General features: G+C 72.1%; 22 protein-coding genes. 12 read left to right on the top strand and 10 right to left on the bottom strand.

Annotated features, from left to right (window positions below; all coding sequences use genetic code 11):
* The first annotated feature begins 116 nt into the window (after positions 1 to 116).
* From ACFYWM_RS22435 to ACFYWM_RS22415, 5 genes are all read left to right on the top strand, one after another.
* Entirely contained in the window at positions 117 to 1,100 is a 984-nt protein-coding gene (locus tag ACFYWM_RS22435; RefSeq protein WP_389917375.1) for an ABC transporter permease, read from the top strand.
* Between the two features lie 7 nt (positions 1,101 to 1,107).
* Positions 1,108 to 2,016 carry an ABC transporter permease gene (locus tag ACFYWM_RS22430; RefSeq protein ID WP_389917374.1) on the top strand — a complete coding sequence of 303 codons (909 nt, stop codon included), beginning with the start codon at positions 1,108 to 1,110 and terminating at the stop codon, positions 2,014 to 2,016.
* 3 nt (positions 2,017 to 2,019) lie between these two features.
* On the top strand, positions 2,020 to 4,359 hold the full coding sequence (locus ACFYWM_RS22425) for a dipeptide ABC transporter ATP-binding protein (RefSeq protein ID WP_389917373.1): 2,340 nt from the start codon (positions 2,020 to 2,022) through the stop codon (positions 4,357 to 4,359).
* A 184-nt stretch (positions 4,360 to 4,543) separates the two neighbouring features.
* The gene (locus ACFYWM_RS22420; RefSeq protein WP_389917372.1) at positions 4,544 to 6,241 is read left to right on the top strand and encodes an ABC transporter family substrate-binding protein; all 1,698 of its coding nucleotides are present in this window, start codon (positions 4,544 to 4,546) and stop codon (positions 6,239 to 6,241) included.
* A gap of 59 nt (positions 6,242 to 6,300) precedes the next feature.
* Positions 6,301 to 7,389 (top strand): winged helix DNA-binding domain-containing protein, encoded by a 1,089-nt coding sequence (locus tag ACFYWM_RS22415; RefSeq protein ID WP_389917371.1) that lies wholly within the window; start codon positions 6,301 to 6,303, stop codon positions 7,387 to 7,389.
* 244 nt (positions 7,390 to 7,633) lie between these two features.
* Here ACFYWM_RS22415 and ACFYWM_RS22410 read toward each other — a convergent pair whose 3' ends face one another.
* From ACFYWM_RS22410 to ACFYWM_RS22380, 7 genes are all read right to left on the bottom strand, one after another.
* Complete coding sequence (locus ACFYWM_RS22410; protein ID WP_389917370.1) at positions 7,634 to 8,779, bottom strand: AAA family ATPase; 1,146 nt, start codon at positions 8,777 to 8,779, stop codon at positions 7,634 to 7,636.
* Positions 8,776 to 9,417: a nicotinamide riboside transporter PnuC gene (gene pnuC / locus ACFYWM_RS22405; RefSeq protein WP_389917369.1), complete on the bottom strand. Its 642-nt coding sequence runs from the start codon at positions 9,415 to 9,417 to the stop codon at positions 8,776 to 8,778. Before pnuC ends, ACFYWM_RS22410 begins: the two co-directional genes overlap by 4 nt.
* A gap of 237 nt (positions 9,418 to 9,654) precedes the next feature.
* A complete protein-coding gene (locus ACFYWM_RS22400) occupies positions 9,655 to 10,530 on the bottom strand; it encodes a biotin-dependent carboxyltransferase family protein (protein ID WP_389917368.1) in 876 nt (291 codons plus the stop codon).
* On the bottom strand, positions 10,527 to 11,177 hold the full coding sequence (locus ACFYWM_RS22395) for an allophanate hydrolase subunit 1 (RefSeq protein ID WP_389917367.1): 651 nt from the start codon (positions 11,175 to 11,177) through the stop codon (positions 10,527 to 10,529). Before ACFYWM_RS22395 ends, ACFYWM_RS22400 begins: the two co-directional genes overlap by 4 nt.
* Positions 11,174 to 11,953, bottom strand: coding sequence for a LamB/YcsF family protein (locus tag ACFYWM_RS22390; protein ID WP_389917366.1), 780 nt, complete (start codon positions 11,951 to 11,953; stop codon positions 11,174 to 11,176). The genes ACFYWM_RS22395 and ACFYWM_RS22390 overlap by 4 nt, the downstream gene beginning before the upstream one ends.
* A gap of 7 nt (positions 11,954 to 11,960) precedes the next feature.
* Positions 11,961 to 13,472, bottom strand: a complete 1,512-nt coding sequence (locus ACFYWM_RS22385) for a hypothetical protein (RefSeq protein WP_389917532.1) — start codon at positions 13,470 to 13,472, stop codon at positions 11,961 to 11,963.
* 206 nt (positions 13,473 to 13,678) lie between these two features.
* Positions 13,679 to 13,867: a hypothetical protein gene (locus ACFYWM_RS22380; RefSeq protein WP_389917365.1), complete on the bottom strand. Its 189-nt coding sequence runs from the start codon at positions 13,865 to 13,867 to the stop codon at positions 13,679 to 13,681.
* Between the two features lie 654 nt (positions 13,868 to 14,521).
* On the opposite strand from ACFYWM_RS22380, the gene ACFYWM_RS22375 reads away from it, so the two are divergent.
* From ACFYWM_RS22375 to ACFYWM_RS22365, 3 genes are all read left to right on the top strand, one after another.
* Positions 14,522 to 16,615 (top strand): SpoIIE family protein phosphatase, encoded by a 2,094-nt coding sequence (locus tag ACFYWM_RS22375; RefSeq protein ID WP_389917364.1) that lies wholly within the window; start codon positions 14,522 to 14,524, stop codon positions 16,613 to 16,615.
* A gap of 244 nt (positions 16,616 to 16,859) precedes the next feature.
* On the top strand, positions 16,860 to 18,509 hold the full coding sequence (locus ACFYWM_RS22370) for an RNA polymerase sigma factor (protein WP_389917363.1): 1,650 nt from the start codon (positions 16,860 to 16,862) through the stop codon (positions 18,507 to 18,509).
* Between the two features lie 110 nt (positions 18,510 to 18,619).
* Entirely contained in the window at positions 18,620 to 19,585 is a 966-nt protein-coding gene (locus ACFYWM_RS22365) for a hypothetical protein (RefSeq protein ID WP_389917362.1), read from the top strand.
* Positions 19,586 to 19,636: 51 nt separating this feature from the next.
* Here the strand turns inward: ACFYWM_RS22365 and ACFYWM_RS22360 are convergent, their stop codons facing one another.
* Positions 19,637 to 20,377 (bottom strand): YaaA family protein, encoded by a 741-nt coding sequence (locus ACFYWM_RS22360; protein WP_389917361.1) that lies wholly within the window; start codon positions 20,375 to 20,377, stop codon positions 19,637 to 19,639.
* A 46-nt stretch (positions 20,378 to 20,423) separates the two neighbouring features.
* On the opposite strand from ACFYWM_RS22360, the gene ACFYWM_RS22355 reads away from it, so the two are divergent.
* Positions 20,424 to 21,137, top strand: coding sequence for a GNAT family N-acetyltransferase (locus ACFYWM_RS22355; RefSeq protein WP_389917360.1), 714 nt, complete (start codon positions 20,424 to 20,426; stop codon positions 21,135 to 21,137).
* Positions 21,138 to 21,154: 17 nt separating this feature from the next.
* Here ACFYWM_RS22355 and ACFYWM_RS22350 read toward each other — a convergent pair whose 3' ends face one another.
* Entirely contained in the window at positions 21,155 to 21,385 is a 231-nt protein-coding gene (locus ACFYWM_RS22350) for a hypothetical protein (RefSeq protein ID WP_030920243.1), read from the bottom strand.
* 240 nt (positions 21,386 to 21,625) lie between these two features.
* Between ACFYWM_RS22350 and ACFYWM_RS22345 the strand changes: the two genes are divergently transcribed.
* Positions 21,626 to 23,698: a type IIA DNA topoisomerase subunit B gene (locus ACFYWM_RS22345; protein ID WP_389917359.1), complete on the top strand. Its 2,073-nt coding sequence runs from the start codon at positions 21,626 to 21,628 to the stop codon at positions 23,696 to 23,698.
* 175 nt (positions 23,699 to 23,873) lie between these two features.
* Here the strand turns inward: ACFYWM_RS22345 and ACFYWM_RS22340 are convergent, their stop codons facing one another.
* The gene (locus tag ACFYWM_RS22340; protein WP_389917358.1) at positions 23,874 to 24,368 is read right to left on the bottom strand and encodes a beta-class carbonic anhydrase; all 495 of its coding nucleotides are present in this window, start codon (positions 24,366 to 24,368) and stop codon (positions 23,874 to 23,876) included.
* Between the two features lie 166 nt (positions 24,369 to 24,534).
* On the opposite strand from ACFYWM_RS22340, the gene ACFYWM_RS22335 reads away from it, so the two are divergent.
* Positions 24,535 to 24,852: a hypothetical protein gene (locus tag ACFYWM_RS22335; RefSeq protein ID WP_389917357.1), complete on the top strand. Its 318-nt coding sequence runs from the start codon at positions 24,535 to 24,537 to the stop codon at positions 24,850 to 24,852.
* Positions 24,853 to 24,990: 138 nt separating this feature from the next.
* Positions 24,991 to 25,356 carry a VOC family protein gene (locus tag ACFYWM_RS22330; RefSeq protein ID WP_389917356.1) on the top strand — a complete coding sequence of 122 codons (366 nt, stop codon included), beginning with the start codon at positions 24,991 to 24,993 and terminating at the stop codon, positions 25,354 to 25,356.
* The last annotated feature ends 130 nt before the right edge of the window (positions 25,357 to 25,486 follow it).

Genomic DNA, 25,486 nt, shown 5'->3' with positions numbered 1-25,486 from the left:
GACCGGTGACGTCATCTCTCACCGAGATCCCTCCGATTCGGTACGCTATGCAGCCCACCGGTCGCCGAGTGTAGCAAGATGGTCACCGACAGCGGCGGGGCTCCGGAGGAGGAAAGATGGCGGGATTCCTTGCCCGCAGGCTGCTCAACTACCTGGTGCTGATCGTCGTGGCCACCAGCCTGGCCTACATGCTGGCCGCCTCCGCACTCAACCCGCGGTCCAACTACGAGGGCCGCAACCCCCCGATCCCCCCGGCCGTCGTCGACGCGCGCCTCAGCGACCTCAACCTGAACGATCGCACCCCGCTGTTCGACCGCTACCTGACCTGGGCGTCCGGCCTCGTGCGCGGCGACCTCGGCAAGACGGTGGCCGGGGGCTCGGTCGGCGACGACCTCGGGCGCCGGATCGGCGTCACGCTGCGGCTGATCACGATCGGCCTGATCCTCGGCAGCGTCACCGGCGTGCTCATCGGCGCCTACGCCGCGGTCAGGCAGTACGGCCTCTTCGACCGGCTCTCGACCGGCCTGTCCTTCGTCGTCCTCGCGATCCCCACGGTGGTGCTGGCCAACATCCTGATCATCGCCGCGATCCGGCTCAACGAGGCGGCCGGGACCCAGATCCTCCTCGTCAGCGGCGAGGCGACCCCGGGCCTGGAGGGTGGGTTCGCCGCCGCCGTTCTCGACCGGGTCCGGCATTTGGTCCTGCCCACGCTGTCGCTGTCGCTCGGGCTGGTCGCCGTCTACAGCCGCTACCAGCGCAACATGATGCTCGACGTGCTCGGCGCCGACTTCATCCGCACGGCGATGGCCAAGGGGCTGAGCCGCCGCGCCGCGCTGACCCGCCACGCGCTGCGCACCGCGCTGATCCCCGCGGTCACCTACTTCGCCTTCACCTTCGGGTCGCTGCTGGTCGGCACCACCTTCACCGAGAAGATCTTCGGCTGGCACGGCATGGGGGAGCAGCTGGTCGACTCGATCTCCACCAACGACGTCAACACCGTCGCGGCGATCAGCTGCTTCGCCGCGCTGGCCGTGCTGCTGGCCTCGCTCGCCTCCGACGTGCTGCACGCCGTCCTCGACCCGCGCGTCCGGGTGGGGTGAGCCGGGGATGACCATCGCCGACGAGGAGCTCGCCGAACAGCGGGCGTCCGTCGACAGGATCAAGGCGCCCTCGCGGCTGCGGGTGGTCGCGGGCCGCCTGCTGCGCTCGGGCCGGGGCAGGACCGGCTTCGCGCTGCTCGCGCTGATCTTCCTGCTCGCCTTCGCCGGACCTCACCTCACCCGCTGGACGTACGCCTCGAAGGACTACACGGCCTTCCTCGCGCCGCCCTCCGCCGCGCACTGGTGGGGCACCCTGCAGACCGGAGCCGACGTGTACGCCGTCACGCTGCGCGGCCTGCAGAGGTCCCTGCTCGTCGGCCTGCTCGCCGCGGTGGTCGGCACCGCGCTCGCGGCCGTGGTGGGCGCCTTCGCCGGATACTTCGGGGGCTGGACCGACCGCGCGCTGACCTGGCTGACCGACCTGCTGCTGGTGCTCCCGGCCTTCCTGATCCTGGCGATCATGTCTCCGCTCTTCGCCGGGGGGCAGTGGCCGGTGTTCGTGCTGGTGCTGGCGCTCTTCCTCTGGATGGTCACCTCGAAGATCGTCCGGAGCATGACCATCTCGCTCAGGGAGCGGGAGTTCATCCACGCGGCCAGGTTCATGGGGGTGCCCCCGACGAGGATCGTCTTCCGGCACGTGATCCCCAACATGTCCTCGCTGCTGGTCGTCGACGCCACGCTCAACGTCAGCGCCGCGATCCTCACCGAGACGTCCCTGTCCTACTTCGGGTTCGGCATCCAGCCGCCCGACGTCTCGCTGGGCAGCCTCATCGCCGACGGCGCGCAGACGGCCCTCTACGCCCCCTGGACGTTCTGGTTCTGCGCGGGCCTGCTGATCGTCACCGTGCTCGCGGTGAACCTGGTCGGCGACTCGCTGCGCGACGCCTTCGACCCCACGTCCCACCGGGGCGGGTGACCGGTGACGAACGAGCGGCCCTCGGGAACGACCTCCCGGACCGGCGGGCACGCCCCCGTGCCGGACCAGCCCGCCCCCGTGCTGGAGGTGCGCGACCTCGACGTCACCTTCGGTACGGGGCCCGGCGCGGTCCGCGCGGTGAGGGGCATGGGCTACGCGATCCGTCCCGGCGAGGTGCTCGGCGTCGTCGGGGAGTCCGGCTCCGGCAAGTCGGTCACCTCGCTGGCCGTGATGGGCCTGCTCCCGGCGCACGCCCGCGTCACCGGCTCGGTGCGGCTGCTCGGGCGGGAGATCCTGGGCGCCCCGGAGCGGACGCTCACCGCGTTCCGCGGCAAGACGGTCTCGATGGTCTTCCAGGACCCGCTCTCCGCGCTCACCCCCGTCTACCGGGTCGGCGACCAGATCGCCGAGGCGATCCGCGTCCACCAGCGGGTGAGCGCCGGTCAGGCCGCCAGGCGCGCCGTCGAGCTGCTCGACCTGGTCGGCATCCCCAACGCCGCCCAGCGGGCCAGGGCGTTCCCGCACGAGTTCTCCGGCGGCATGCGCCAGCGCGCGGTGATCGCGATGGCGATCGCGAACGACCCCGACGTGATTCTCTGCGACGAGCCGACCACCGCGCTCGACGTGACCATCCAGGCGCAGGTGCTGGAGGTGCTGAAGACGGCGCAGCGCGAGACCGGCGCGGCGATCGTCGTCATCACCCACGACCTGGGGGTGGTGGCCGGGTTCGCCGACCGCGTCCTCGTCATGTACGCCGGGCGCCCCGTCGAGGTCGGCTCGGTGGACGAGGTCTACTACCGCAGCCGCATGCCGTACACCATGGGCCTGCTCGGCTCGATCCCGCGCCTCGACCGGGGCCGGGAGCAGCCGCTGGTGCCCATCGAGGGCAGCCCGCCGTCACCGGCGGCGCTGCCGCCGGGCTGCCCGTTCGAGCCGCGCTGCCCGATCGCCGTCCCGGAGTGCGCCGAGGCCGAGCCGGATCCGGAGCCGGTGGGCTCGCCCGGCCACCTGGCGGCGTGCGTGCGCTCCGGCGAGATCGAGGCGGCGGGCTGGACACCCGCCCAGGTCTACGGCGTACGCGACCCCGCGGCCGGTCCCGCCCGGCGCCCGGCCGCTCGGGGCTACCTCGCCGACCGGTCCGGCTCCGTCGCTCCCGTCGCTCCGACCGCTCCGACCGGTCCGACCGCTCCAACCGGTCCCGCCGAGGCAGCCGGTCCCACCTCGGCCGGTCCCGCCGACCCGGTTGACCTCACCGGCCCTGTCACCTCGACGGGCACCGCCGGGCTCGCCGCTGCCGTCGCTCCCGTCGCCGGGGAGGAGCCGTCGCGCCCGCGCGACGAGCGTGACGTGGTGCTGGCGGTCGAGGACCTGGTCAAGCACTACCCGCTGGTCAAGGGGACGCTCCTGCGGCGGCGGGTCGGCACGGTCCGCGCGGTGGACGGCGTCGGCTTCGACGTCCGCGAGGGCGAGACGCTCGGCCTGGTCGGCGAGTCGGGCTGCGGCAAGACGACCACCCTGATGGAGATCCTCGAACTGGCGGCGCCGCAGCGCGGCAGGATCGTGGTGCTCGGCCGCGACACCTCGCGGATGAGCGCCCGCGACCGGATGGCCGTGCGGCGCGACATGCAGGTCGTCTTCCAGGACCCGCTGGCCTCGCTCGACCCGAGGATGACCGTCTACGACATCCTCGCCGAGCCGCTGCGCGCGCACGGCCGCCGCGACCCGGCGCCGAGGATCGGCGAGCTGCTCGGCCTGGTCGGCCTGGAGCCCGGCCACGCCGCCCGCTACCCGCAGGACTTCTCCGGGGGCCAGCGCCAGCGCGTCGGCATCGCCCGCGCCCTCGCGCTGGAGCCCCGGCTGGTCGTGCTGGACGAGCCGGTCTCGGCGCTCGACGTGTCCATCCAGGCGGGGGTGCTCAACCTGCTGGAGGAGCTGAGGGCCCGCCTGGGCCTGTCGTACCTGTTCGTGGCGCACGACCTGGCCGTGGTCCGGCACATCGCCGACCGGGTCGCGGTCATGTATCTGGGGAGGATCGCCGAGATCGGCCGGGCCGACGGGGTCTACGACACCCCGCTGCACCCCTACACGCGGGCCCTGCTGTCGGCGATCCCGCTGCCGGACCCGGTGCTGGAACGCTCCAGGAGACGCGTCCTGCTGGAGGGGGACCTGCCCAGTCCGGCCGACCCTCCCTCGGGGTGCCGCTTCCGCACCCGCTGCCCCCTGTTCAGGGCGCTCGACGAGAACGTCAGGCGGCGCTGCGTGGAGGAGGAGCCCCGGGTGCGGCCGCTGGGGGACGACCACGGCGTCTCCTGCCACTTCGCCGAGAGGATCGACGCCGTATGACCCGGCCGCGCGCCCGTTCGAGCACCCGTCCGCCACTCGGCCGCGCGCCCGGTCACACCTGGCCGCACGCCCGTCCCCCCGCCCGGCCGCTCACCAGGACCGGGCCGGTCGCACGCCGTCCGTACACGCACCCGTACGCCCATTCGTATGCCCCGGGAGGAACACCGTGATATCAATCCGGCGCGTGGGCGCGCTCGCCGTCGCGCTGGCCGTGGCCCTGGCCGTCGCGCCCGGTCTCGCCGGGTGCGGAAGCGGGAGCGGGGGAGGCGGGACACCGGGCGGGCCCGCCCGGGCGGTCAAGGCCTACGACATCAACCCGGTCGCCCGCGACAGGGTCGCGGACGGTGGCGTGCTCCGCTGGGGGATCAACGAGTATCCGTCCAACTGGAACCTCAACCACATCGACGGCAACCTGGCGACGGTCAAGAGGGTCATGGACGCCCTGATGCCCTCCCCGTTCCGCTCCGACGCCAAGGGGAAGATCTCCCCCAACACCGACTACCTGTCCGGGGGCAGGGTCACCTCGCGCGAGCCCAGGCAGGTCGTCACGCTGACCCTCAACCCGCGCGCCAGATGGTCCGACGGCACCCCGATCACCTGGGAGGACTACCGCGCCCAGTGGCAGGCGCTGAGCGGCCGCGACCCCGGTTACCGGGTGGCGAGCACCACCGGCTACCAGGACATCGAGAAGGTCGCCAGGGGCAGGGACGACCACCAGGTCGTGGTGACCTTCGCCAAGCCCTTCGGCGACTGGCAGTCGCTGTTCGGGCCGCTGTACCCCCGGAGCACCAACGCCACCCCCGAGGCGTTCAACACCGCCTGGCTGAACCGCGTCCCGGTCACCGCGGGCCCGTTCAGGTTCGTCGCGTTCGACCCGACCGCCAAGACCCTCACCATCGCCAGGGACGACCGCTGGTGGGGGGACCGCGCCAAGCTGGACCGGATCATCTACCGCTCCCTGGAGAGCGACGCGCTGGTCGGCGCCTTCAGCAACGGCGAGCTCGACACCTTCGACATCGGCCCGTCCGCGCCCGACTACGCGCGGGCCAGGAGCACCCCGGACGCGGTCGTGCGGCAGGCCGCCGGGCCCGACTTCCGGCACATCACGATGAACGGCGAGAGCGCCGTCCTGTCCGACCCGAAGGTCCGCAGGGCCGTCGCGATGGGCATCAACCGCCAGGCCATCGCCCAGTCGGACCTGCAGGGCCTCGACTGGCCGATCGTCCTGCTCGACAACCACTTCTTCATGAACACCCAGGAGGGATACCAGAACAACGCCGGTGACATCGGGACGTACAACCCCGCCAGGGCCGGGCAGGAGCTGGACGCCGCGGGCTGGAAGCGGTCGGGGCAGACCCGCAGGAAGGACGGCAGGGAGCTGAAGCTGCGCTTCGTGCTGCCGTCCGGCCTGCAGCTCGCCAAGTCCGAGGCCGAGCTCGTCCAGGACATGCTCGCCCGGATCGGTGTCGGGGTGACCCTGCAGTCGGTGCCCACGGACGACTACTTCACCAAATACATAATTCCCGGCAATTACGACATCACCGCGTTCGCGTACGTGGGCACGCCCTTTCCCGTCTCCAGCTCCTACGGCCAGTACGCCGACGCCGTCAGGCTCCCCGACGGCACCAGGCAGTGGAACGCCAACCTCGGCCGCATCGGCTCGCGGCAGATCGACGCCGCCATGAACAGGGCGACCGCCGACCTCGACGACGCCAGGGCCATCGCCGACACCAACGCCGCCGACAAGCTCATCTGGCAGGCGGTCAACGTGGTGACGCTCTACCAGCGACCGCAGAACGTCGCGGTCAAGAGCGATCTCGCCAACTTCGGCGCCCGCGGCTTCCACGACCTGCGGTACCAGGACATCGGCTTCGTACGGTAGTTCCCGGCCGCTCCCCGGCGGGCCGCGTTCTGTCGGGGGCGGAGTGTAGAAAGTCGGTCATGGCTATCTCGGTGACCTGGCCGCAGGTGCTCGCCTGGCGGTTGAGGCGGCAGTTCGTCGACCCGGCCGACGGGCCCGACGCGGTGTCCGTGGTGCGAAGGCTCGCCGGGGTGCAGGCGCAGGTGGCCTCCTCCGCGACGCTCGCGGTGGCCGTGCGCAGCGCGCGGCCGGATCCCGGTGAGATCGACCGCGCGCTGTGGCGGGAGCGCGGCCTGGTCAAGACCTGGACGGCGCGCGGCACCCTGCACCTCGTCCCCGCCGACGAGCTGGCCTGCTACGCCGCCGTCCTCGGCTCGCTCCGCAACTGGGACAGGGGCTCCTGGCAGCGCGGCCACGGCGTCACCGCCGCCGAGGTCGCCGCGATCCTCGACGCCGCGCCCAAGGCGCTCGCGGGCCGCGTCCTCACCCGCGAGGAGCTGGTCGACGGGATCATCGAGGTCACCGGCGACGCCCACCTGCGTGAGGCGCTCACCTCCGGCTGGGGTGCCCTGCTCAAGCCGCTGAGCTTCCTCGGCGAGCTCTGCTACGGCCCGCCGCGCGAGGGACGGGTGACCTTCGCCGCTCCCCGCGACCAGGTGCCCGGCTGGCCTCGCGAGCTCCCCTCGGCGGAGGAGGGCGGGGTGCGCCTGCTCCGTTCCTTCCTCGGCGCCCACGGCCCCGGCGCCCCCGAGACGTTCGACGGCTGGCTCTACCGGGGCGCCACCCGCAAGGCGACGCTGCGCGGCTGGTTCCGCGACCTCGCCCCCGAGCTGGCCGAGATCGAGGTGGACGGCCGGCCGATGGTCGTGCTCGCCGAGCACCTCGACGACCTGGCCGCGACCCGGCCCGCCACCGGGGTCCACCTCCTGCCCGGCTTCGACCAGTACATTTTGGGTGCCCCGCGCGACCTGGAGCCCCTCCTTCCCGCCGAGGCGAGGGCGAAGGTCAGCCGGGCCGCCGGCTGGATCTCCCCGGTCGTGGTTTACCGGGGCCGGGTGGCCGGGGTCTGGGAGGCGAAGGACGGGAAGATCGTGGTCGATCTCCTGGAGGAGGTCCCCGCCGCCGCCCTCGCCGCCGAGATCGAACGGGTGTCCGCGCTCCTGCGCTGACCCGGGCCGGGGCCGGGCCTATCCCAAGCCGGAGCGGGGCGAGGCTCCCGCGCTGTCCCGGGCCCGCCGGGCGAGGCGCACGACGCCGGACTCGTCGGACCTGCCGGACCTGCTGGACCTGCCGGGGCGAGGGTCTCCGGACGGGCCCCTACGGCGGGTTCCGCGAGCCCTTGGCCCCTGCCGCCGTGGCAGGCGTTTCCTCGGCCTCTGTCGCGGTGACAGGCGTCCGCTCGCCCGAGGAGGTCTACAGCGGTGCCGCGAACTCCCAGCCCCGCTCCAGCAGGGCGTCCACCGCCCGTACGGCCCGCGACAGCCGGACCTCCGGCGGCCCGGTGACGACCAGGTGGGGCAGCCCGCCCGCGGCCAGCTCCTCGCGGAAACGGGCGTCCATCCGGTGCCGGATCGCCTCCCCGTCGCGCCAGCCGTCCTGCTCGAAGGGCACGCCCTCCACCGAGGTGTGGATCCACAGGTCGTGCCGGGCCCGGCGGTGCACGGCGGTGACCTCCTCGGAGAGCTCGCCGAGATAGCGCTCGTGCCACAGGGAGGTGGTGAAGGCGTCGGTGTCGCACACCAGCAGCGGCGACCCCGTCCTGGACGCGGCGTCCTCCCAGGCGAGCTGCCGCTCTGCGATCACGCCGAACTCCGCGGACTCCCACCCCAGGTCGTCCAGCCACGGCTCGGGCAGCCCGCCGAGCTTGGCGCGACGGCGGGCCAGGGCGAGCTTCTCCTCGCAGTAGGTCCTGCCGTACTCGGGCACCCACCGCGTCGCCGCCCACGGCCCGCCGCGAGCCGCGTAGTGGGCGGCCAGGGACCTGGCCAGCGTGGTCGTGCCGCTGGACTCGGCGCCGACCACCACCACGCGCCGTGCCAGATGGCCGCGTACGGCCGGGGAGAGGTGGTCCCAGCACGACACCGGGTCGTTCCTGACCATCGTCCCGCTGACCGGGAAGCGTTCCCGGCCCGCGTCGACGCCGACATGGGCGGCACCGAACCGGCGGGCCAGCTCAGGCCCGTACGCCTCGGAGGAGAACACCGCGTCGATCTCCGGCACGTGGCCGTGCGCCTGGGCGAGGCCGTGCCGGAACACCTCGACGTGCGCCGACCAGATCTCCGGGTCGTCGTAGTCGATCTCGACGTCGTCGAGCACCGGGGCGATCGTCACGTGGGCCTGGGGGTGCGCCTCGCGCAGCCAGGCGGCGCGCAGCGCCAGCGGGACGCTCTCCGCGGTCGACGCGGCGACCACGACGCTCACGCGGTCGCACCGCGCGGCGGCGGTGTCGATCAGGTGGTGGTGTCCCGCGTGCGGCGGGTAGAACTTGCCGATCACCAGCCCGTGGGCGAAGGCCCCGCCGCCCACGAGGGCGTCCCGCGGCCCCTGACGGTCGTTCACGCCGCCGCCAGGACGGGACGGGACGCGAGCTCCGCGCGCCAGGCCCGCAGTCCGGCGACGCACAGCGCCAGGAAGATCACATACAGGGCGGCGGTCAGGTGGAGGCCCTTGTAGGCGTAGAGGGGTATGTAGATCACGTCGGCCGCGATCCACAGCCACCACGACTCGACCAGCTTTCGGCTCTGCCCGTAGGTCGCCGCCAGGGAGAGGGCGGTGGTCAGGGCGTCCCAGACCGGCACGGTCGAGTCGGTCCAGGTGGCGAGGACGAGGGTGAGGCCGGCGGTGACCACGACCCCGGAACCGGCCAGCGCCGCCCACTCGGCGCGTCCGGTACGGCGAACCTCCAGGGGGGTCCGCCCGGTCCCGCCGTAGCGCCACTGCCACCATCCGTACAGGCCCAGCGCGACGTAGACGATCTGCAGCGCCGCGTCCGCGTAGAGCCCGGCGGTCAGGAAGACGGCTCCGAGCAGGATCACGTTGGCGATCCCGATCGGCCAGTTCCAGATGTTCCGGCGGACCACCAGCCACACCGTGAGGACGCCGGTGGCGAACCCCAGGAGCTCCGCCCAGCTGGTCGGGGTCCCCGCGAGGGTGAAGGCCGGTCGCAGGAGGGGCGCCATCAGCTCGGCGAGCGACATGTGATCTCCTCAATCGTCGCGATGACGATAATCGGTCGCCTCGACCCGGTCACGCGCGGGGCGCCCGCACGAGGCCCGATCGCCTCCGGGCCGCTGAGCCTAGGTTCGCTGAGACGCGGTCCGGTAAGGCCCGGCCCGCTGAGACGCGGCCCGCTGAGACCCGGCTCGCTAAGACCTGGCCCGCTGAGACGCGGTCCGGGGGCACGTCGGCCCGGCGGGGCCCGTCCGCCGGCCGGGTCAGGCGAGGCGGAAACGAGCCCGGTCGCCGGGGCGGAGCTGGGCGGCACCGGCGAGACTCGCCGGGGTCAGGACGGCGATGACCGGGTAGCCGCCGGTCGGCGGATGGTCGGCGAGGAACACGATCGGCTCGCCGCTGGGCGGCACCTGCACGGCCCCGGCCACCATGCCCTCACTGGGCAGCTCCCCCTCCCGGGCCCGCTCCAGGCGGGTGCCGCGCATCCGCACGCCCACCCGGTTGCTGTCCTGGCTGACCTCGTACGGCCCCGAGCACAGGGTGGCCAGGGCGCCGGGGACGAACCAGTCGTCCCGGGGGCCCGGCAGGACCCGCAGGAGGCCCGTCCCGGGCCCCGGGGGCGGCGCCCCGTCCACGGTGATCGGCGCCAGGCCGCCGGTCGGCCCCACCGGCAGGAGCGTCCCGGCGGCGAGCGGGGCGGGACCGAGCCCGGAGAGCGAGTCGGTCGAGCGGCTGCCCATCGTGACGGGCGCCTCGACACCGCCCCGGACGGCGACGTAGGTGCGCAGGCCGCCCTCGGGCACGCCCAGCCCCAGCTCCCCGCCCGCCGGGACCCAGAAGGGCGCGCACATCCCCTGCGGGCCCGGCCCGCCGGGAACCGCCGCGGGCGGTCGTACGAGGCTCAGAGGGCAGGGGGCGCCCGTGACGGCGGCCCAGGCCCCGGTGGTGAAGCGCAGCCGGGCGCCGCCGAGGGTGAACTCGATCCCCGCGGCGCTCTCGGGGTTGCCGACCAGGCGGTTGGCCAGCCGCAGGCTCGGCTCGTCCGCGGCGCCCGAGCGGGGCACCCCGAGGTGGGCGTACCCCGGCCGCCCGAGATCCTGCACGGTCGCGTACGGCCCCGGCGCGATCACCTCGATCATGGCTCGCCGACCGCCAGGAACCGTACCCGCGTCCCCGGTGTGAGCAGGGCGGGCGGGTCGGCGGCCACGTCCCACACCGCCGTCGCGGAGCGGCCGAGCAGCCGCCAGCCGCCGGGGGAGGCCGAGGGGTAGACCGCCGAGTAGGGGCCCGCGACCGCCACCGCCCCGGCGGGCACCGAGGTCCGCGGGGTGTCCAGCCGGGGGACGTGCAGCGCCGGGTCCAGCCCGGTGAGGTAGGCGAACCCGGGAGCGAAGCCCAGCCAGCCCACCACCAGCTCCCGCCCGGTGTGCCGCTCGACCACCTCCCGGGGGGAGAGCCCGCTCAGCGCGGCGACGTCGTCGAGGTCGGCGCCGTCGTACACGACGGGAAGGACCACCTCGGGCGCCTCAGCGGCCACCGTCGCGTCCGCCGCGGAGGCCGTGTCCAGCAGGCGGGAGAGCTCGTCGCGCAGGCGCGCCGGGTCGGCGCCCGGAGCGCTGACGAGGACCGTGGCGGGGCCGGGCACGATCTCGACCACCCCGGCGGGCCGGTCGGCCCGCAGCAGGGCGTCCAGCCGGTGGGAGACCTCCAGCGAGCCGGTCTCCACCAGCAGCGCGTGCTCCCCGGCCCGCCGGATCCCCACCCGAGGGGCCTTCCGGATCCTCACCTGGGGGACCTTCCGGATCCTGACGTGAAGGACCTCAGCGTCACCCCGGCGTCCACCAGGCCGTCGCGGACGGCGCGGGCCATCAGCACGGCGCCGGGGGTGTCGCCGTGCACGCAGATCGAGCGCGCCTCCACGGGGACCCGCGAGCCGTCCACCGCCTCGACCACCCGCTCGGTCGCCATCCGCACGGCCCGGTCCGCGACCGTGCCAGGGTCGTGCAGCACCGCGCCGGGGGAGCGGCGGGAGACCAGCGTGCCCGAGCCGGTGTACGCGCGGTCGGCGAAGGCCTCGACGACGGTGGCGACCCCCTCCCCGGCGGCGATCTCGTGGACGACCGAACCGGGCAGGGTCAGCAGCGGCAGGCTCCGGTCGTAGTCGGCGACCGCCGCCACGACGGCCCCGGCCTGCTCGGGGTCGCGGCAGATCCGGTTGTACAGCGCGCCGTGCGGCTTGACGTAGGAGACCCGGCCGCCCATCGCCCTGGCGATGCCGTCCACCGCCCCCAGCTGGTAGAGGACCTCGGCGCAGAGCTCCTCGGGGGCGACGTCCATCTCGCGGCGGCCGAACCCGGCCAGGTCCCGGTAGGACACCTGGGCGCCGATCGCCACCCCCCGGTCGACCGCCGCCGCGCACGTGCGGCGGATGGTCAGCGGGTCGCCCGCGTGGAACCCGCAGGCGACGTTGGCGCTGGTCACGACGTCGAGAAGGGCCTCGTCGTCGCCCAGCCTCCAGATCCCGAAGCCCTCGCCCAGATCGGCGTTGAGATCGATCACCATGGCTCACCTACACCGGGGGTTCGTCGGGGATGTCCGCGATGTCGTCGAGGGCGATGGCCAGCTCCTCGGGGTCGTCCCCGATGCGCTCGGCGATCTCGATCAGCACGTGCAGCACGTCGTGCCGGTCGTGGCCCAGGTCCAGCAGCCGCTGCGCCGCCTCCCAGAGCTGCGGCGGGTCGCCCTCCCAGAGCCGGGCGGCGATCTCCTCGTGCCAGGCGAGGTGCTCGTCGTAGTCGCGCCGGTTGAGCTCGCCGGCGTGGTCGATGCCCAGCAGGATCCGCCGGTCGGTGTCGTCGGCGGGGTTGAGCAGGCTGAGCTTGATCTCGCCGTGCGTGCCCTGCAGGAAGGGGAACGCGAACACCCGCCTGGCCAGTGCCGACAGGTCGCCGTCCGGCAGCAGCCGGTCGAGCAGGTCGCGGTCGAGCCCGAAGGTCGTCGGGTCGCGGTAGGACTCGGCGAACTTGCCCGTCGCCTCCCAGACCGCGTCGAGCGTGGCCCGCAACCCCTCGTCGGGCAGCCCGGTCCGGCCGGCGGCGAAACGCGCCCACGCGCCCAGCACGTGCGGCACCGCCTCCTGCTCGGCGGTGGTGAGCATCACCTTGCGCGGCAGCCAGTCGAGGAGGAAGGTCTCGCACTTGGTCGGGCTCACCCGGAGCGGGCGGCCGAAGTCCTGGTCGCAGCCGTAGTCGATGATGTGGTCGGCGCACCGGGAGGCCGCCGAGGGGTCGGACAGGTGCTCGGCCGCGTCCGAGGAGAGGAACTCGGCCGCCAGCATCGCCCGGCGGTCGCGGCTGTAGGGGGCCTCGCTGTGCAGCGGGGCGGGCCGCTTCCTGCCGGGCGGCAGCGCCTTGATCCGGGACCTGGCGAAGGCGTGGTAGGCGCTGTAGCTGTCGCTGACCGGCGCGGACGTCCTGCGCTGGCCGTACTCGGCGGTGGCCTTCATCGCCGATTCGAGCAGCGCCCTGGCCTGCTGCGGCTCGATCTCCCCGAACCTGAGCATCGGGTTGCCCTCGGCCTCGGCCCTGGCCTGCTCCAGCAGCTTGTCGACGTGGGAGGAGACCCAGGCGTCGCGGGCGATGCCGCGCATGTTGTAGTCGACGATCACCACCAGCGCGTGCCGGTCCTCGACGCTGTCGGCGCCCCGGTAGCCGAAGGTGCACACCACGGTGTCCTGGTCGCCGTACGCGTCGCGGGAGACGAAGCAGCCGGTCGTCTTGACCACGCCCAGCCGGTCGGCCCAGCGGGGCCTGGCCACGTCGCGCTCCATGAGCGCCAGCGCGGCTCCCTCGGCCTTGGCGGCCTGGCGGGCCGTGCCGAGGTAGGCCAGCGCGATCAGCAGGGTGAGCGCGGCGGGCGAGCCCGCCTTGGCCGCGTAGTCGACCAGGCCCTCGCCGAGGACCTGCTCGGCGTCCCCGCGGCGCAGCCGGCGACCCCACCAGGCTCCGACCATGTCGGAGACCATGAGCTCGGCGTCCAGCGGGCTGCGCACGGCGAGCAGCTCGCGAGCGGCGAGCAACATCTCGGAGAAGACCGCCTCGGGGGACTGGCTCTCCCTGGGGTCTCGGCGATGTCGCCGGCTCAAGCGGCCTCCCCCGTCGGGCGCGCGAGCCCATCGCGGACGCCGCCGCCGTGTCGATTGGCCCGCTCGCTTCCCTCGCTCACGTCCCAACCTTCTCGCATTCCCGGTCCAAACGGTGCGTAGAAGACGGCCGGGTGCCCCCGATGCTACCGGGGACCGCGGGGCGGCGGCGCGGAGTTGACGAGGGCGAGCAAATGCTCGCGGGCGACGCGCTCGACGACCTCGGCCGTCGCCTCGATGCCGAGATGCTCGGCGCAGGCGCAGACATCGGCCACGCATCTGTCGACGGTGTCGAGGGGAACCGTCAGGAACTCGGCGGCCAGGTGAGAGGTCACCGGCTCGTGGAGGACCGCCGAGGAGCGCGCGGACGTCGAGGGCGTCGAAGACGCCGAAGACGTCGAAGACGCTGCGAAGGTCGGGGAAGGCCCGGCGAAGCGGGTGGTGAGAACGGGCATGGATGTCGCATTCCTCCGGAGTTTCCCGGGGGGCATCCCCCGGATGTGTCGGCGAGGACGTGCGTTTTCATTCCACAACTTATCTCGGGAGTGTCAACCCTCGGCGCCGTGATATGGAAAGCTGGCCCCGTGTCTTGACTGAATCCTGCAACAGCGGAGTAAGTGAGTGTCCCCGAACAGGGAGCCGAATTGACGGCGAGTCAGTAGCCTGATCTCGCCTGCAAGCCCGACGGAGATGAGGTGGGCAGTTGCCGGGACGGTCCGGCCCGATCCTGCTATGGTCCTGGCCGCAAACGTTCGGAGGCGCGACGCCGGCCGGTCGGCGCCCGTGCGGGGGCCCCCTCGCGCCGGCGCGGCGGTTTTCCCAGGGTTCCCGGGGTGCGCGGACCGCATCCTGGGCGGGGCTTCCGTCCGCACCTGCCCATCGCCGATGATGTACTCCAGGATCCGGTCCCCCGGAGCCGCGCTACGCCAATTCGCAAGTTTGGAGATGTGCCTCGTGGGAGACCCTGGCACGCGACGGAGGTGCCGACCGTGAGCGCCGAAACCTCCGTGCCCCGTCCCCGGGAGTCGGGTGTGGACATCTCAGACTCCGGCCTGCTGCAGGGCCTGCTGTCACAGTCGCCGTTCGCCTTCGCGTTCTTCGACCCCGGCGGCCGCTTCGAGCGCGTCGACGAGGTCTTCGCCGACGTGGTCGGCCTGCCCGCCGAGCGCCTGGTCGGCCGTTCCCCCGGCGAGCTGCTCTCCGCCGACCTGACCGCCCTGATCGAGGGTTCGGTGCGCGGCATCGTCGCGGGGGCCGAGGTCCGGGGAGACCAGCGGATCCGCGTGCGTACCGCCGACGGCGAGACCCACCACTGGTCGCTGACGTTCTCCCCGGTCCACGACGACAAGGGGACGCTCCGGGCGATCTGCCTGGTCGGCGTCGACATCACCGACAGCAGGCAGGTCGAGGAGGACCTCAGGCGCAGCGAGGAGCGCTACCGCTCGCTGGTCGAGGCCCAGTCCCAGCTCGTGTGGATCACCGCGCCCAACGGCGTCGTGGAGGAGGACGCGCCGCAGTGGCGGGCGATCACCGGCCAGGGGCTCGAGGAATACCTCACCCACGGCTGGCTGGAGGCCGTCCACCCCGACGACCGCCCGCACACCGAGGAGGCGTGGCGCGAGGCGCTGCGCGGCCGGACCATGTTCGAGTGGAGCTACCGGGTCCGCACCCGGGCCAGCGGCTACCGGCACTTCGAGGTGCGCGCCGTCCCGATCATCCGGCACAACCGGGTCGTCGAGTGGGTGGGCGCCAACACCGACGTCACCCCGCAGCGCGAGGCCGAGGAGATGCGGGGCCGCCTGACCGACCAGCTCGGTGCCGCGGCCCTGCGGACCGCGCGCCTGCAGGGCGCCACGGCGCTGCTCGCCGAGGCGCTCACCGTCGAGCAGGTGGTCCAGGTGATCATCGACGTGGGCCGCACCGCGCTGGCGGCCGACCGTTCGGCCGTGGCGCTGCTCGACGTCGACCGGGCCGCGCTGAAGCTGGTCAACAGCGGCGGCATTCCCGACGTCCCCGGCGCGCCCGGCGAGGAGATCCCGCTCTCGCACTCCAGCGTGATGACCATGGCGGTCAACAGCCGGCGCCCGGTCTTCGCCGAGTCGCCGGAGAGCCTGCGGGCCCAGCTGGTCGACGCGGGCGGCGACGACGACAGCGTCACCGGTTTCATCGCCCACAGCGACGAGCGGGCCTGGGTGGGTCTGCCGCTGCTGGCCGCCGGGCACGCGCTCGGCGCGCTGAGGTTCTCCTTCACCCGCCCGCAGAAGATCTCCCAGGAGGACGGGGTCTTCCTGGAGGCGCTCGCGGGGCAGTGCGCCCTCGCCGTGGAGCGGGCCACCCTGTTCGAGCGCGAGCACCGCACGGCCGAGACGCTCCAGCGCAGCCTGCTGCCCGACCGCCTGCCGGTGGTCCGGGGGCTGGTCCTCGCCCAGCGGTTCCGCTCGGGCAGCCGCCACGTGCAGGTCGGTGGCGACTGGTACGACGCGTTCGTGCTCCAGGACGGCCGGGTCGCGGCGGTGGTCGGCGACGTCATGGGCAAGGGCGTCAAGGCCGCGGCGGGGATGGGCCGCATCCGCAACGCGATGCGGGCCCTGGCACTGACCAACCCGCCGCCCGCGGCGGTCCTCACCGGCCTCGACCGGGTCTTCGAGGCGACCGAGGAGGAGGAGCAGGTCACGACCCTCGCCTACATGGTCGTCGAGCCCGGCACCGGGGAGGGGACGCTGGCGCTCGCCGGTCACCCGCCGCCCCTGCTGGTCTCCCCCGAGGGCGTGCCGATGCTGTGCGACGGCGAGCCGGGCACCCCGCTGGGCTGGCCCACGAGCCGCAGGCAGTTCAGGTTCTGCGTCCCGCCGGGCCACACCGCCGTCCTGTATTCGGACGGTCTGGTGGAGAACCGGAAGCGTGGCCTCGATGCCGGACTTGCCGATCTTTGCTCTGTTGTGACCGAAGCGCCGGCCGAGGTGGTGGGAAGCCCCCACATGTTGCTAGATTTTCTCGTCGACCGCATGTTGTCCGGATATGAGCAGGACGACGACGTCACGGTGCTCGCGATTCACGTGCCCCTCGCCACGAAGAGTGACTGAATGAAACAGTCATAACGGTTGCTTTCGGGTATCGGTGCCTCGCTTCCGTACGCACTACTCTCTTGGTCGGCCTAGGGTGGAGGGCAGCCGCCAGGAGGCGGCCGTATGGATCACGGTGTCATGCCACAATGCTGGACAGGTGCGTCGCGGTTCGCGCGGCCTCGCTAATCACAACTAGAGGTAAAACTGCCCCTAGTTGGGCATCTGGGTCCATTCTCGTCACGCTTTCCTTCGAGAGGTGTTCGTGTCGCCTGCAAGTTCGACTCGCTCGAAGCCATCCGAGCTGAACGAGCCCGTCATTCAGCAGCTGATGGAGCGGGGGCGCTCGCAGGGGTTCCTCGAGTCCGAGGATGTCCGCAAGGCCGTCGAGGAAGCGGACATTCCGATGGCGCAGGTCGCTGGAATCCTGCGAAGCCTCAGCAAAGAGGGCATCACAGTACGACTGACCGCCGAGGACTCCGCGGCTCCCAAGAAGCCCCGCACTCCCGCCAAGCGCCGCACTGCCCCGGCCGCGCCCGCCGCCGTCAAGAAGACCAAGACCGCCGCGGCGGCCAAGGAGCAGCCGGAGACCGTCACCGCGGTCGTCAGCGGCTCCGAGCCCGCCGCGACCGCGGCCAGGAAGCCGGCGGCTCCGCCCAAGGCGGCCCCGGCCAAGAAGGTCGCCCCGGCTGCCAAGAAGCCGGTTCCCGCCCCGCCGCCGAAGAAGGCCGAGGCCGGCGCCCCGGCTCCGGCGTCCGCGCCGAAGCCGGTCACCGGTGACGACGACGAGGTCATCGATCTCGAGGACGTCGAGATCGAGGACTTCGACCTCGAGGCCGTGACCGAGGTCGAGGTGGAGGTGGAGGTCGAAGCCGAGGTCGAGGTGGAGGCCGAGGCCGAGGAGGAGCCCAAGGTCGAGGCCGTCGAGGTGAACGAGGACGAGGTCCTCATCCTCACCGACGACGACGACGACGCCCCGGTGCCCCAGGTCGCCGCCGCCGGTGCCACCGCCGACCCGGTCAAGGACTACCTCAAGCAGATCGGCAAGGTTCCCCTGCTCAACGCCGAGCAGGAGGTCGAGCTCGCCAAGCGCATCGAGGCCGGCCTGTTCGCCGAGGAGCAGCTCGGCACCGACGGCGAGAAGCTCCCGGTCGACGTCCGCGCCGAGCTGGAGTGGATCGCCGAGGACGGCCGCCGGGCCAAGAACCACCTGCTGGAGGCGAACCTCCGTCTCGTGGTCTCGCTGGCCAAGCGCTACACGGGGCGCGGCATGCTCTTCCTGGACCTGATCCAGGAGGGCAACCTGGGCCTGATCCGCGCGGTCGAGAAGTTCGACTACACCAAGGGTTACAAGTTCTCCACCTACGCCACGTGGTGGATCCGGCAGGCGATCACCCGTGCCATGGCCGACCAGGCGCGGACCATCCGCATCCCGGTCCACATGGTCGAAGTGATCAACAAGCTGGCCCGCGTCCAGCGGCAGATGCTCCAGGATCTGGGTCGCGAGCCCACCCCGGAGGAGCTGGCGCGCGAGCTCGACATGACCCCCGAGAAGGTCGTCGAGGTCCAGAAGTACGGCCGAGAGCCGATCTCCCTGCACACCCCGCTGGGTGAGGAGGGCGACAGCGAGTTCGGTGACCTCATCGAGGACTCCGAGGCCATCGTTCCCGCGGACGCGGTGAGTTTCACCCTTCTGCAGGAGCAGCTCCACTCCGTTCTGGACACGCTGTCCGAGCGCGAGGCGGGCGTGGTCTCGATGCGTTTCGGCCTGACCGACGGCCAGCCGAAGACGCTCGACGAGATCGGCAAGGTCTACGGGGTGACGCGCGAGCGCATCCGGCAGATCGAGTCCAAGACGATGTCCAAGCTCCGCCACCCGTCCCGGTCGCAGGTGCTGCGCGACTACCTGGACTAAGGCTTTTCTGACAAAAGGTCCGCACCGTACGGCGCGGACCTTTTGTCGTTAACGCGGTCGTAACGGGTCGGTAGCACGTCGGGTGAAACGGATTCCTAGGCTGCCGCCTCATGGGTGTGGCCGAAGCTGACACGATTCGCGCCCGGGAGCTGCGGGTGATCGTCGATCGTCCGTGGGCGGACGCGATGCTCGACGACGCGGTCGCCGCGGTGCGCCGGAAGATGTTCGAGGCCGGACCGATCGCTATCGGCGCGGCCCGCGGCGACCCGGAGAGCCGGGCGCTCAGGATCGAGGCGCTGGCCAGGGCCGCCGTCGGCCACAGCCGCGCGATAGAGGCGCTGACGGCACGCGACCGGGCCAATCCCGATCTCTGGCTCTGGCTCGGGCGCACTCGCGTCGAGGAAGCCTGGACGATCAAGCCGGACGTCAGGGCGCGGGCCGTGCAGGCGCGGCGCGTGCGGGCGTTCCAGGAGGCCATGGAATCGGCCAGGGGGCCGCTTCTCACCGCGGCGTCGCTCGCGCCGTCCGATCCGGTGCCCTGGGAGTCGATCATGTGGCTCTGTCTCGGCCTCGACCGGCCGCGCCAGGAGAAGGACGCGGCTTGGTACGAGGCCGTCCGCCGTCATCCGACGCTGTTCCCTGCCCACGTGGCCCGGCTCATGACGTTGTCCCCGGCCTGGGGCGGCAGTGCCCAGGAGATGCTGGAGTTCGCCAGGCGGGCCGTCTCGCGGGCGCCGGACGGGGATCCGATGGCGTCCCTGGTGCCGTTGGCCCACTTCGAGCGGGTGGCCGCCGAGCGGTCGCCGATGTCGCGCGGCGGCTGGTTCTCCGACGGGGCGCTGCGTGAGGTCGTCTCGCACTCGGGGCGCTGGCTGGGCCGCGACGGCCATCCCCGGTCGATCGAGGCGCACAACCTGTTCGGGGCCGCCTTCTACCTCGCCGACCTGCGCCGGCCCGCGCGCGGGCACCTGATGCGGACGGGAGGCAGGGCCAGCCGGTTGCCGTGGTCCTACCTCGGTGATCCCGCCCAGCAGTTCCAGCGGGCCTGCGGGCGGCTCCACCTCGTCGCGGCGTGAGAATCCGGCCGGACCTCGTACCCGCAACGTTCCCGGCACGGTCGCGGAAGATCACACCATGACGTCGAGGGTCCACGGCCGCTTCCCCGTGGGCGGCGCGGAGAGGGTGACGGAGTGGCCCAGGTGATCCAGGACCTTGGCGAGCTCCTCGGGGCTCCCAGGATCGACGCCCCCCTCCAGCAGGGAGCGGGCGATCACCCCGCGGGTGGCCTTGGCCATGTGGCTGACCACCTTGCCGTCCTTGAGCACCCGTACCGCCACCGCCCGGCCGCCCGGCTGCCACGCCGCGGCGTACGTGCTGGAGCGCAGGTCCACGACCAGGCCGGGCTCGGCGTCGAGCAGCGGGGTGACCGAGCGGCGCCAGAAGGCGCCCAGGCCGCCGAGAGGCGGCAGCCGGACCCCCATCGACAGCCGGTACGGCGGCACGCGGTCGCCGATCCGCAGCAGGCCCCAGAGGCCGGAGAAGATCAGCAGGCTTTCCGAGGCCCGCGCCGAGGCTTCCGGGGAGAGCGAGGCCAGGCCGAGGTTGTCGTAGAGCACGCCGGTGTACAGATCGGCCGCGGCCAGCGCCGGCGCGGTCCGCAGGAGCAGGTTCCTGCCGACCTCGTCGGCCTGCCCCGGCGACAGGCCGAGCGTGTCGCGCGCGGCGGGTTCGCGGCACAGCGCGGTGAGCGCGTCCAGGACGATCTCCCTGGACGGGCCGAGAGCGGGAAAGCTCAGTCGGGGCAGGTCGACGGCAGGGCCGTCGCCTCGCGCGGCCTTCCCCTCGGACGGAGGCAGCAGAATCAGCACACTGGCCGAGCGTAGTGGGGCGATCGGGAGGTTAGGATCCTTGAGCATGATCGATGAGGTCTTCGACCGGCTGGTCGACCAGGCCTGGCCGGCGCTGGAGCGGGTGGGCGCGGGAGGCTGGACGCTGCGCGCCTCGGACGGGGTGACCAAGCGGGCCAACTCCGTGCTGCCGCTGGGCGAGCCGGAGGATCTTCGAGCGGGCGTCGAGAGGGCCGAGAAGTTCTACGCCGACCGGGGCCTGCCCTGCGTCTTCTCGGTGGGAGGCGGCGCCACGCCCGGCCTGGACGCGTCGCTGCGGGCGCGCGGTTATCGGGTGGTGGACCCCACACTGATCATGACAGCGCCCCTCGTACCCGGAAACGAGGGGCCCGGGGAAAGGGTCGAGCTCGCTGAGGCGCCCTCACAGGCGTGGTTGGACGCCTGGTGGAGCGTGGACGGGAGGTTCGGTGACGACGGTCTTGCGACGGCCGCGCGAATCCTCACCGGCGTGCCCGCCGTATACGCCTCGCTCGGCCGGGAGGCCGTGGGACGGGGCGTGATCCAGGGGGAGTGGTTCGGGATCTACTCCATGGCCGTGCCGCCGCACGCGCGGCGCAAGGGTCATGGACTGAAGATGTTGCGTGCCCTGCTCTCGCATGCGCGGGCGCAGGGCACACAGCGGGCATATTTAGTCGTAGTGGAGTCGAACACCGCTGCCCGGGCGCTCTACGAGCGGCAGGGCTTCACGGTGGCGGGCCGATATCACTATCGGGTCCGATGATGGCTCCATTCGTCTGGTTATCGTTCGTCGTTGCCTGCCGTTGCCGGGGCGTCGCTGAGACGAGCGGACTCGTCCTGGATGTTGGCGCCCTTGTCTCTCAGCACGGCCACGTGCTGCCGCCCGTGATGGGCGCAGAACAGCAGCTCCCCACCTACGGGCAGGGTCGCGCGGATGTAAGCCTGGGCGCCGCACCGGTCACAGCGGTCAGCAGCTGTGAGCTGCTTGGCGGGGGCGAGGGTTCCAGTCACGTATCGCCTTTCAGGTCATCCCCTGAGGTGGAGGATCTGGCGTCAGTCACTTGAGAGAACATCTAACCCGATACGAACGTTCCCAACCGACCCCCTGCTACGCCCAGAGCGGAAAGTGTCCGAAAGTAACGATGATCACGCCGGATGTAACACCCGCGCCCCCCGGATGGCAAGCTTGTGCGCGTCGTGGTGGGAAGAACGGTAAGCTGCGCACACGTGTTCGACAGAGTGGGAGTGGGCGTGACCGCAGTTAGCGCGGAGACGGGCTATACGGCCCGCCACCTGTCGGTGCTGGAGGGTCTCGAAGCCGTCCGCAAGCGTCCAGGCATGTACATCGGGTCGACCGACAGCCGCGGTCTCATGCACTGCCTGTGGGAGATCGTGGACAACGGGGTCGACGAGGCCCTGGCCGGTTACTGCAGCCGCATCGAGGTCGAGCTCCACCCCGACGGCTCCATCGAGGTCCGCGACGACGGCCGGGGCATCCCCGTCGACGTCGAGCCCAAGAGCGGCCTGGCGGGCGTGGAGCTGGTCTACACCAAGCTCCACGCGGGCGGGAAGTTCGGCGGCGGCTCCTACGGCGCCTCGGGCGGCCTGCACGGCGTCGGCGCCTCCGTCGTCAACGCCCTGTCCTCGCGGCTGGACGTCGAGGTCGACCGCGACGGCCGGGTCCACGAGATCAGCTTCCGCAGGGGCGTCCCCGGCGTCTTCGACGGCGACGGCCCCAAGGCCAAGTTCAAGAAGAAGTCCGGCCTGCGCGACGGCGGCACCGTCGCGAAGAACGTCACCGGCACCCGCGTGCGCTTCTGGGTCGACCACCAGATCTTCCTGCCCGAGGCCGAGGTCTCCCTCGACGAGATCCACGTCCGCCTCCGCCAGACCGCGTTCCTGGTCCCCGGCCTCACCCTGGCCGTGCGCGACAGCCGCGGCGAGGAGGCCGTCGAGGAGGAGTTCCACTTCGACGGCGGCATCTCGGAGTTCACCGAGTTCCTCGCCCGCGACGAGGCCGTCTGCGAGGTGCTGCGCCTGCAGGGCGTCGGCCACTTCCACGAGACCGTCCCGGTCCTCGACGACCTGGGGCACATGACCCCGACCGAGGTCCAGCGCGAGCTCACCGTCGACGTGGCGGTGCGCTGGGGCAAGGGCTACGACAGCACCGTCCGCTCCTTCGTCAACGTGATCGCCACCCCCAAGGGCGGCACCCACGTCAACGGCTTCGAGCGCGCCCTCGTCCGCACCCTGAACGAGCAGCTGCGCGAGACCCGCCTGCTCAAGAACGGCGACGCCCCGGTGACCCGCGAGGACATCATGGAGGGCCTCACCGCCGTGGTGACCGTCCGGGTGCCCGAGCCGCAGTTCGAGGGCCAGACCAAGGAGGTCCTGGGCACCTCCGCGGCCTCCAGGATCGTCGCCCACGTCGTCTCGCGAGAGCTCAAGGAGCTGCTCGCCAACCCGTCGCGCAACGCCAAGGCGCAGCTCCGCGCGGTCATGGAGAAGATCGTCGCGGCGGCCAAGGCCCGCATCGCCGCCCGGGAGCACCGCGACAACCAGCGCCGCAAGACCGCCCTGGAGAACTCGGCGCTCCCCGCCAAGCTGGTCGACTGCCGCAGCGACGAGGTCGACCGCAGCGAGCTGTTCATCGTCGAGGGAGACTCGGCGCTGGGCACCGCCCGCGCGGCCCGCAACTCGGAGTTCCAGGCGCTGCTGCCGATCCGGGGCAAGATCCTGAACGTGCAGAAGGCGTCCGTCGCCGACATGCTCAAGAACGCCGAGTGCGCCGCGATCATCCAGGTCATCGGCGCGGGTTCGGGCCGCTCCTTCGACATCGAGGCCGCCCGCTACGGCAAGGTCATCCTGATGGCCGACGCCGACGTCGACGGGGCGCACATCCGCTGCCTCCTGCTGACCCTGTTCCACCGCTACATGAAGCCGATGGTCGAGGCCGGGCGGGTCTTCGCCGCCGTGCCGCCGCTGCACCGCATCGAGGTGATCAACCCCACGCGCGGTCACGGCAAGTACGTCTACTGCTACTCCGACGCCGAGCTGCAGCGGGTGCTGCGCGACCTGGAGCGCCGGGGCAAGCGCTGGAAGGACCCGATCCAGCGTTACAAGGGCCTGGGTGAGATGGACGCCGACCAGCTGGCCGAGACGACCATGGAGCCCCGGCACCGCACCCTGCGCAGGGTCCGCATCGAGGACATCGAGGAGGCCGAGCGCATCTTCGCCCTCCTGATGGGCAGCGACGTGGCCCCGCGCCGGGAGTTCATCGTGAGCAGCGCGGCCGAGATCGACCGCGACCACATCGACGCGTGACCGCCCCCGCCGGGTGATCTCCCGGCGGATTCCCACGACAACGGGCGGCTGATCGAAGCGCCGCCGATCGCGTGTGCCCGCGTGTCCCTCACCGTGCCCGGCGTCCTCGGACGCCGGGAAGCACGGCCGGTCGTGAAACCGTGGCCCGGCCCCGGCCGGGGCCGGACCACGAGGTTCAGACGTCGACCGGCATCAGCTTGCCGGTGCGTACGTCGTAGATGGCCCCGCCGACCGGCATGCCGACGGGCAGGAACGGGCTCGTCCTGATCCGTACGAGATCGTGACGGAGCGCCGCGTCCTGGTCGGGGACGGTGTGGAAGTCCAGGCTGCGGGTGTCGACGCCGCGCCGGGCGGCGATCGCGTGCACCTCCTCGTCGGTGACCTTGGTCATGCCGCAGTCGGTGTGCGGCATGACCAGCACCCGCTCCACTCCCAGCAGATTGACCGCCAGGACGAGCGTGCGCAGGACGTCGTCGGTGACCCGGGCCCCGGCGTTGCGGAGGATCTTGGCGTCGCCCGGCTTGAGGCCGAAGAGCCCCAGCGGGTCGATCCGCGAATCCATGCAGGTGACCAGGGCGAGGCCGCGGGCGGCCGTGCCGGTCAGTCCGGCGTTCGTGAACGTGGCGGAGAATTTCTCGTTGGCGGTCAGCAGGTCGTCAAAAGCACTCACGTGCGCATCCCTCGGTCGGTGCGATCAACGGACTAATGATGCTTCATGCCCGTTCCCGGAACATGGGCGGGGGCGTACCGGGTGACGACTTCACCAAGATCCCACCACCGCTCATCACCGTGGGTCATTATGTCGTCACCCGACGTCCGGAAGTGTGGAGAGGCTGATGAGCAGGACCGAATCGCTGGCCGACTATCTGCGTGACCAGGGAAGGCGGAAGCTGGACCGGGTCGAGGTCAGGGACGGGGGGCGCAACGCGCGCTCGGCGCTGTCCCTGCTCGACGCGGCGGTCTACACGCGATCACTCAAGGACGACGACCCGTTCGTGGCCGTTCTCGCGGAGGCGGGGTGTTTCGGTCCCCGGGGAACCGGCGAGTTCGAGCCGACGGACCGGGTCGCGAGGGTCGTCCGCTTCTGGGAGTCGGGGGAGCCCTGGCAGCTGCTGATGGCGATCCGGTTCGCGCTCCAGGGCGCGCTCACCTGAGATCCCGGGTTTCGGCCCGTCCGCCGGGGAAAGGCGAACCGGGGCCGGGGTGGCACCGGACCGATCGGCACGGCGGCCATTGAGGCTCCCGGTGACACCGCCATAGGATCTTCGTCGGTGCCGAGTTTGGGAGGAAACATGGGAATCGCGCAGCTGAGGTCGATCGTCCTCGACTGTCCAGACCCCAAGCAACTGGCCGATTTCTACAGCGCGCTCCTGGGCTGGAAGGTCGCCAGCGTCGAGGACGACTGGGTGGTGGTCACCGGGGGCAGGCCCGGACGGCTCTGCTTCCAGCGGGTCCTCGACCACCGGCCGCCGGAGTGGCCCGGCACCGAGCGGCCCCAGCAGTTCCACCTCGACCTGACGGTCGAGAACCTCGACGAGGCCGAGAAGGAGACGCTGGCGCTGGGCGCGACCAAACATCCGTACCAGCCGGGCGAGAACGAGGGTTTCCGGGTCTATCTCGACCCCGCCGGGCACCCGTTCTGCCTGTGCGTCGACTGACCCTCCTGATCGATCTCAGGGCCTCCGGGCCTCCGGTCTGACCCCGGGGCTCTCGTGCCGGCCGGGCATCTCGCGTGATCTCGGGATCTTCGCGCTGATCGGACGTCCCGTGCGGTGCCGGGGCTTTCGG

The sequence above is a fragment of the Streptosporangium sp. NPDC002721 genome (genome assembly GCF_042888905.1).
GTDB lineage: Bacteria > Actinomycetota > Actinomycetes > Streptosporangiales > Streptosporangiaceae > Streptosporangium.
Note: the sequence above shows the minus strand (reverse complement) of the source record. Positions and strands in the feature narration are given on the sequence as shown.